This is a genomic window from Thermoleptolyngbya sp. M55_K2018_002 (assembly GCF_015295965.1).
Classification (GTDB): domain Bacteria; phylum Cyanobacteriota; class Cyanobacteriia; order Elainellales; family Elainellaceae; genus Thermoleptolyngbya; species Thermoleptolyngbya sichuanensis.
The window spans coordinates 1-8,741 of the sequence record NZ_DVEA01000015.1; the positions used below are offsets into that span (position 1 = coordinate 1).

Here is an 8,741-nt window from a genome sequence, read left to right on the forward strand (position 1 = left end):
CGTTTCGTCGCGCCGGCGTCTGCCCGCCGGAGTTCGTAGGGCAGACGCCCGGCTGTTGCGAGGCTGTGCTGAGCGATTTGGCGGCGCGTCGGGTGCGGGTGGAGCATCGTTGCGAAACGCTCTTTTGAATATGGCTTCAACTTCACAGTTATAGTTCTTCGCCAGCCTGTAGCTCCGCAGGAAATATCTACATTGAACTTCAACTGCATCGCGTTCGCCATCATTAAAAACCCCCCAAGAAGCCTCGCCCGCCGTAGGCATCCCAATCACAAAGGCAAGCTGTTGACATATCCCAAATAATAAACCGGTCAACCGGCTGATCATTTGATATAGAGACAGAGTTATACTTAGAAGAAAGCGACTCCTCATTTTGCACGTCCCAGTGTGTGGTCACCTCTCTGGGCATGGGGGCGGACGCACGTTTCGCGTCGGGTGAGTCACCCGGAAGGAGAGCGCCCATGCCTATCCAAAGCATTCTGCAAAGCCGTTGTGAAGAGCTGAAGCGACGGGTGAATGCGCTTGCCGAGGAAATCGAAGCGTGGCAGGCGCGTTCGATCCATGCACTGGACATGCAAATTCACTACAGCCAGATAAAAGCGATCTCCGTATTGATGGAGGAATTTACTGCCCGCCAGCAGACTATTCTGAACAAGCTTGATCCAGAGAGCGATAGTGAGATTTTCCGCATCCATGCCCTGAGTTTGGTTCAGGAAAGCATCCTGGCGCAGAAAGTGTGGGATTTTTTCAGATCCAAACTCGAACTGCGTTTCTCACCTACGTACAAAGATGTTCTCTGGCTTGCCGACACAGTTGCCTTCGATTGCTATCATTCCGCACTGGAAAAAGCAGCAGATGAAAAAATCCTGCCCAGGAGCCAGTTTCGTGAGCCGCCGTTGACTTATCTGATCGCAGGCTTTTCCCCGATCACCTGGGTGCGCGGCAGTCGGCCTAACGATGGACGCATCTACGAGTTAGGGGTTGCGACATTGCCAATTCCTGCAATTGCCCTTCCATGGGATCATGTCGAAAATATCTGGGAACTCCTGACAATCCATCATGAGGTCGGGCACGATCTTGAGGCAGATTTCAAGCTGCGCCCTGCGCTACAAGCTTCTACCGAACGCACGCTCGCCAATGCAGGACGCCAACCTGCACAAATCGAGGTATGGCTGAAGTGGCAAGGTGAAGTCTTCGCCGACCTGGTGGCGCTACAACTAGCAGGCCCCGCCTTTGCAGAGGTTCTGGCAAATTTATTGCTCCTTCCCCGCTCATCTGTTGTGGAATACAACTCAAGTGATCCTCATCCAACCCCTTATGTGCGCATTTTAATCGACACAGCCTATGCGCATACACTCGCACCGGAGTGCCAACAAATCAAAACTCATGCCACAAACATCGAATCCGGGTGGAAAGAACTGTACGGCGAACAACCTCAGTTCCAGGTTTATTTGGACGAGTGCAAACTTGTTTTTCAGGCGCTGATGGATTCACCACTGGAGCCTTTGCAAGGAAAGACGATGCGCTCACTCCTTCCATTTACCCCTGGAGACGCTCTCCGCATCGCTTCAGCAGCCACATATCTTCTTACAGGGCAGAACAGACCCTCCTATCTAACGCCTCGCCACTGTGTGAGCGCAGCCCGTCTGGCAGCGACGCAAGCCAGCCTGCAATCAGATCACTTGTCGGAGGTCTTCCAGGCAATCAATGATCGCACTCGCAGTTTAATTCGAGAGTGCGCCCCGACCGGATTGCGCGCCTCCGACGATTCGTCGCCGCACCGACGATTTATTGCAAGTTTCGTGGACCGCATTTCCAACATTGATTGATCGGTCAGCAGAGAAAAACCCTCGAACCTTTCTTGGATAGAGGGAGAAGTCTATGAGTCGCTATGATGAATTCCGCGTCGAGATCCGAGAGGACTATCCGGAGCCAGGGTGGTGGGATGTTCGACTGGAGGATTCTCCGATTTCGGGACTTATTGGAGCAAAAGACGCAACTCGTCCGATCTTGACGCGCCAGCATCTGAGTCGCTTACGTAGCAGGCATGGTTGGCCCAATCTGGATGCGCTGAAAGAAATCGGCAGTGCAGTATGGCGCTCGTTCATGACCGCAGAGCTAGAGGCGGCATTTTTTAGTTGTCTGGAACATTCGACGAACAATGGCAAAGGTCTTCACATCATCGTGACGACGGTGAACGCTGAGCATCGAGCTCCAGGCCGAGTCAAGCAAGATGATCCCATCAGACTGGCGGAGTTGCCAATCGAAGCAATCTACCACGAGAGATTAAGTTTCCTTGCAACGAACCTCAATACGCCGATCTGCCGCAGTTTGCAGAGAGCGCCAGACCTCCCCACCAAACAGATCAAGCTTCCGTTGCGCGTATTGGTGGTGATCGCAACACCAACGGATAAACCCAATGCCCAAGCCAAAGAAGAGGCTGAAGCCATTCAGCATACACTCAGGTCGTTGAAGGGACAGGTGACCATGGCTCTGGAAGAGACTCCGACGCGCCATCGGTTGTCTGCTCGATTAAAGGAGTTTGATGTTTTCCATTTCATCGGACATGGCGGGTTTGACCCCGTCGGCAGCGACCCTACAAGCCAGGCATATATCTGCCTTCTGAGAGAAGACAACCATGCCAGCGATTGGTTCACAGCGCATGACCTTGCCAACATGTTGCAAAACACGCCTGTGCGACTGGCAGTATTCACTGCGTGCTCCAGCGCTGCGCCAACACCTGACGAGCCGCCTGACGAAACACTCTATCCAATCGGAGCATTCAGCGGAATAGCGCAACGGTTGTTAAGCGACTCCAGCGGGATCGCTGCTGCTGTGGCGATGCAGTTTGATATGGAGGCTGACGCCGCCGTGGCATTCAGCCAGACATTTTACAGACAGCTACTGAACCCTGACACAACGCTGGCCGAATCCGTAACGCTGGCCAGACAGCAAGTTTCGTTCCTGAAAGGCATCGCCCATCGGGCGTGGATCACGCCTGCAGCCTACTGTCGGGCGAAACAGTGGAAGGTGTTTGACATCGTTGGGCAACAGGAAAAGCTCTCAGAAGCGATGAACTTCACCGGAGTACAGAAGACCAGGCTGCGCGATTCCTTGCTCAAATGCAAATATATGAAGTATCCAGAATCTCGGCGACAAATCGCTTCGGACTTGCAAAGAGATTTCAAAGGGCTTTCCTTTCGTTCATACCCGGACCCGCAATTAGAAGTTGCGGATATCCTTGACAGTTGTCTCGACTATGGCGGGACTGAATGCCTTCAGGCTTTTCTGACGGTCTTGGAAAGCTATGAAGGCGCTGAGGCGAACACTATGAAAGAGGTCTGGAACGTATGGAAAGAGATGATGGGTTGAGGAGGAGATAATGACAACTCGCAGCAACCCGGTAAGCATCGAATTGACGAGCAAACAGAGAGCCAGACTGCGAGATGCATTGTCGGAATGTCATTACATGAGAACAGCGGCAACGCGTCAACAAATCATTTCCTATGTTCGTCTCGATTACCCGCAGATCAGCTTCGATGCCTCTGCCGATCCATTAATTGAAATTGCGGGAATTATTGACCGGTGCCTGGAGTTTGGGGGGCTCAAATGTCTCGAGTGTTTTCTCGAACATCTCGCCGACTTTGAAAAGAAAGCTACGAAAAAAATGGACGCAGTTTGGGAAGTATGGGATCAAATTTGCGTCTCGTCGTCCATTCAAGAACAACCGCCGGTTCCCAAGCAGTTGACAAGAAGCACGCCTGGCGCAGAGAAAAGTGCGGTGCCATCTGCGCCCAGGATGCGGAGTGCTCTACCAGAAAGAATACTGAAAGCAGGCGGAGAATTTCACTGGGATAGAGATCTTTGGGTCAATGAGTTCGTCGATATCGTCCTATCGAAACAGGGCAAAGAGGACATCCGCATAGTGACGATCCCGGCCCCTCCCGAGGCTGATCCGGACCGTTTTGTTCAATATCTTGAGGCCAAATGCAATGAACTGGCAAGGATGGATGAAATTGGAGCGCCTATCGCGGCGGTGAGGCTGAAATTGGATGAACGCATGATGCCACATCAAATTGCCACCCGAGTGTTGTCCTTGCTTGCGAGCACGCTGGAAGAGAGTCGTAAAAACCTTCGCGCCGCCTGCGAACAGATTAATCGCGAGTGGGGGCAGCGCGAAAGACGACCACAACTTTCGCTAAGTTCTCTGGCAGCAGAATTATCGCGCCAACTTCAGGATCTGGCGAGAGACTGTCGTCTTGTAATCTTGCTCCACGGTTTCGATGAAAGCCTATCGGAAGATGTGCGTTCCTGGCTTTTATATACTTGGCTCGAAAGCGATCAATATGAGCTTCAGAATGTGGTGGTGGTGCTCACCGGTGCTCCGAAAATCGGTCTCGAAAGTCTAAGTCGTCCTCCCTATATCCTGTGCCTGGAACCTCTACCGGAAATGGATGCCTATGAACTCTGGGAATGGGCGCATGAGGGTCTCGGCATGACATGGGTTACGCTGGATATGGTGAAAGAATTAAATAAAAGAATTCACGGCAGCGCCCATGATTTCTACGAGTTTATGCAAAACTGGAAGCTGGTCAGGCAGTTCGAGGTTCAAGCTGAATGACCTAAACAAAGTAGAACGAAAGCCACGGTGGCTTGTTACTCCTGTTTATCAACCCTGTTTAGGTGATTCGAGTGGCAACTCTGCCATCAGCAGGCAGCCAGAGGAAAACATAATGAATCTGATTTCGCAAACCGATAAAAATAACAACGATGCAGGTCTGGATTCTCTACTCGATCCACTGTTCGAGCGAATCTATCTGAGCGATCCTGAGCTTGCAAGAGCAATTCTGCGCTGCACGGTCCCACGCTGGTTCGATAAAGAAGTGATGATCGGTATGTGTTCAGATGAAAGCCCCTGTCCTGCCGCAAATGATGAAGTCTACAGCAGGATGCTCTCACTCAACATTTGTATTCCTCATCCCACTCGAGACCAGACATGGGAGTTTAGGGCTTCCTTTCGCAATTATTGTCTTCGGCGCCCAGAGGTTATCCAGCAATGGCAGGAACTTCATACACGCGCTGCAGAGACATTCAAGCGGATGCTGGACGTCAGATCGTTGAACGGAGCTAAGCGATTTCAAGATGAAGAGTGGCGTCTCCTTGCCAGTGAATGGCTCTATCATCTGCTTCAGACCACCATCGATGCAGGTCTGGAAGCTCTGAAACGCATCTGCGCCGAAGCCCTGGCCATTCCGGTTTACCAGGGGCCAAGCTGGGAGATCGACTTTTGTGTTCAATTGCTAGCTAATCTGGAGTGGCCTGTTGATATAGAGCGGATGAATACGGAAATTCAACAGCTAAAACAAGGGTTTGAACATCTAGCGAGAGGGCGCGACATAGAGGCTCTGCCGATGGTGAAGCAGCTAGCCGCAACTCCTGGACTCACTCCAAAACAGGTCGGCGAGCTTCACTATTTTGCTGGTGTCACACACCTGTACGATGAGGGTAAATTGGGGCCAGCGTGGGAAGAATTGGAACAGGCAGTGCAACTTCTACCTGAACAGGCAAAGGTGCATGCCGCAATTGCTGCATTGCACTCTTCGCCCGGAATTGGATGGGGAAGACTCGATCTGGCGGCAGAAAGCGCTGAAGAAGCAATTCGGATGGAGCCCCATCAAGCCGAAGGTTACGTGGCGATAGGCAGAGTATTCGAGTTGCAGGAAAGTTGGAAGCAGGCAGTCGCTTACTATCAGAGAGCGATCGAAGTCGAACCAGATGACATCGAAGGATATCTGGCGTTAAGTGGGATTTACGCCAGGCTCCGTAAGGCAAAAGAAGCTTTTGACCTGATTGACAAAGTTTGGAAAATCAGTCCGTTTTGGGGCTACTACGCTTCAATTCGCAAGGGCAATCTCCTTACAGATATGCGAGATTTTGAATGCGCGCGGTTGGAATACGAGAAAGCAATTGCTTCCGCCCCGGATCAAGCTGCACCCTATCTCGCCCTTGGACAGTTCTATGAACAGATTGACGAGCCATTGAAATCTGAGGAACTCTACAAAAGGGTCATCGAGACGGTGGATCCCATGGCCGAAGAGGCCTACATAGCTCTTGCCGGACTATATCAATCTCAAGGAAAGCTCTGGAAAGCAATCAAGGTATGTCGAGACAGCCTGGAGAGAGGAATCGCAGGAAAACGACCTTATATCACGCTGATTGACCTGCTGAGGCAGCAGGAAAATATCTCTGAAATGGTGGAAATCGAGGAGAAACTCGCCACGCTTGACTGGGCGGAGCGATATGCTTCCTACTGTCGCATCGGCGACGCATGGTTGGACAAGGTCAGAAACCATCCAGGCTCTCTCGAGCGACCTAGCTGGCTGGCGCAGGCAAAGACTGAATTCGAGAAAGCGATTGAACTCGATAAACACCGCGCCTGGGCCTACCTTTCTATGGCTGAACTGAGCATCCTGCGCAGAGAATTTGATCAACTCGATGAAATTGAACAAAAGGTTATGACCTATACACCGTGGGCGCAATACGACCTGCTTGTCAGGTCTGGGCAGGCGTGTTTAACGGTGCGTGCAAGTTCCGAGGCTGCACGTTTGCTGAATCGGGCGATCGAATTAGCGCCACATCGACTGTCGGGGTGGCTGGCGTTGAGCGATCTATACACCTGGCAGGGTGATCCTGCGCATGTGGCCAGAGTCTGGGAGGAAATCGTGCGCATCGATCCGGCGTTGCGCTATCGTGCGTACATCGACTATGGCTATGCCTGTGAAAGCGTTGAAGACTACATGCAGGCCCGCGAAGCCTACACAGCAGCGATCGAACTGGAACCCGCCACCGGCCTTGCCTATCTGCGCCTGGGCATCGTTCAGGAAGCCGAAGGTGATCTGGAAAAAGCGATACAGTCTTACCAAACGGCAGCCGAGAAAACGTCGGGGTTAGCCCCGATTGCATTGGCTGCTCTTGCCAAAGTGTTGCGCAGCCAGAGAAAATTGACGGAAGCGGAAAGGACGCTTCGACGCGCCATTGCGCTGGACCTAGAGCGTCTGGAAGCAATAACCGAACTTGCATGCCTGGGAGCAGCATGCGACCAACCTCACCTGGTTGCTGAAGCATCTGAACAGGTCATATCGGCTTCGCCTGTGCAGCAATACGATTTTTACATTGCGGTAGGAGACGCTTACTTCGCTGCGCACCGTTTTGACGAAGCGCGCCATTTTTTCAACCGCTGTCTTGCCCTCAATGCGGAAAGAGCAGACGCCTACATCAAAATTGCAGAATTGCTGTTCGAGCAAGGGATGCGGAGTGAGGCCTACAAAGAAGTGGAAAGAGCAATCGCACTCGAGCCGGATGAGGTGGCTGGATATATTGCGCTCGGTCGATTCTGCGCCTCGGAACAGAAATTAGATGGCGTTATATCGGCCTGGCAACGCATTGTGGAACTTGAGCCTGGCCTGCAGTACGACGCTTTTCTCGAGATTGGCGGCGTTCTAGAACAGATCGGGCAAGTCGAACAGGCAGTACAGCAGTACCGCGAGGCTCTGAGATTGTGCCCCTGGCGACGAAACGCCTATATTGCCCTGAGCCTTTTATTGATGCAGTTGGAAAATCCTGAAGATTCAGAAGAACTGACGGAAATGCTCCAACAGGCAAAAGCTGAAGTCGGCTTGAGTTATCTCGAATTGGGGTACTGGGCTGAACAACAAGGCAAACCGGATGACGCACTGAAAATCTACTTGCTTGGCAAACGGCACGATCCGATCGAAATACAACCGTTTCTCAGTTTACAGATCGGTTCGTTATACGAAACGAGAGAGCAATTCGAGAAAGCCCAGTTCGAATACGAGCAGGCGATTGCGTTGGCGCCGAACAGGGCGGAGGGTTATCTGCAATTAGGACAACTTCTGTTGAACCTGGGTCAACTCGATGAGGCGTTGGACGTGTGTCGGCGGATGGCGGAGCAGCCAGAGCTGGCCTACAACGCCTACATCTCGCTGGGCAACTTGTTGCTTGCAAAGCAGGCATACACAGAGGCGCAGAACGCCTACCGGCAGGCGATTGCCCTGGCGCCGAACAGAAGGGACGCCTATCTCCAACTGGGACAGTTGCTGTTGGGTCAAGGTCAACCGGATGAGGCAGCGCAACTCTACCGGCAAATGGCCAGACAGCCGGAACTCGGCGCAACAGCGCACGTCCTGCTTGGCGACCTATGGACAAGCCAGGAAAGGCTCAAGGAGGCGGAAAAAGCATATCGACAGGCTGTCAGGCTGGATCGACGCCAACCCATCGGCTATCTGCGCATGGCGGAACTCTTCCTGCGACAAGGAGACCTGCACCAGGCGGAATCGTGGGTGAAAAAGGCGATGCAGGTCGCCCCAGACGCCGTCGACCCCTACATCCTGCTGGCGCAACTCAAGGAACAGCAAGGAAACATATCGGCAGCCATCGACCTCTACCGCCAGATCGCACAACGAAGACCCGAGGAAGCCTCCGCAGCTCACGAACGCATCGGCGACCTCCTCATCCAACTGGAACGCTACCCCGAAGCAATCCACGTGCTCCAGGATGCACTGCGAGAGAACCCTAACAACGCCGGCGCTTCTTTCAGCCTGGGAGTCGCTTATGAGCGACAAGACGACCTCGAACAGGCTGCCGCCATGTACTCCCAAACCATCGACATCGCCCCTTCCTATCTCGACGCCTACTCCGCCCTCGCTCACATCTACGCAAAACAA

The 8,741-nt window shown here is 52.7% G+C and carries 4 protein-coding genes; all 4 read left to right on the forward strand.

The annotated features are described in order from the left end of the window. The first annotated feature begins 458 nt into the window (after positions 1-458). Positions 459-1,826 carry a hypothetical protein gene (locus IGS51_RS00680; RefSeq protein ID WP_297074869.1) on the forward strand — a complete coding sequence of 456 codons (1,368 nt, stop codon included), beginning with the start codon at positions 459-461 and terminating at the stop codon, positions 1,824-1,826. A 52-nt stretch (positions 1,827-1,878) separates the two neighbouring features. Further along, a complete protein-coding gene (locus tag IGS51_RS00685) occupies positions 1,879-3,369 on the forward strand; it encodes a CHAT domain-containing protein (RefSeq protein WP_297074871.1) in 1,491 nt (496 codons plus the stop codon). Positions 3,370-3,379: 10 nt separating this feature from the next. Further along, on the forward strand, positions 3,380-4,618 hold the full coding sequence (locus IGS51_RS00690; RefSeq protein WP_297074872.1) for a hypothetical protein: 1,239 nt from the start codon (positions 3,380-3,382) through the stop codon (positions 4,616-4,618). Between the two features lie 112 nt (positions 4,619-4,730). After that, positions 4,731-8,741, forward strand: a 4,011-nt coding sequence (locus IGS51_RS00695) for a tetratricopeptide repeat protein (RefSeq protein ID WP_297074874.1), incomplete at its 3' end; no start/stop codon positions are given.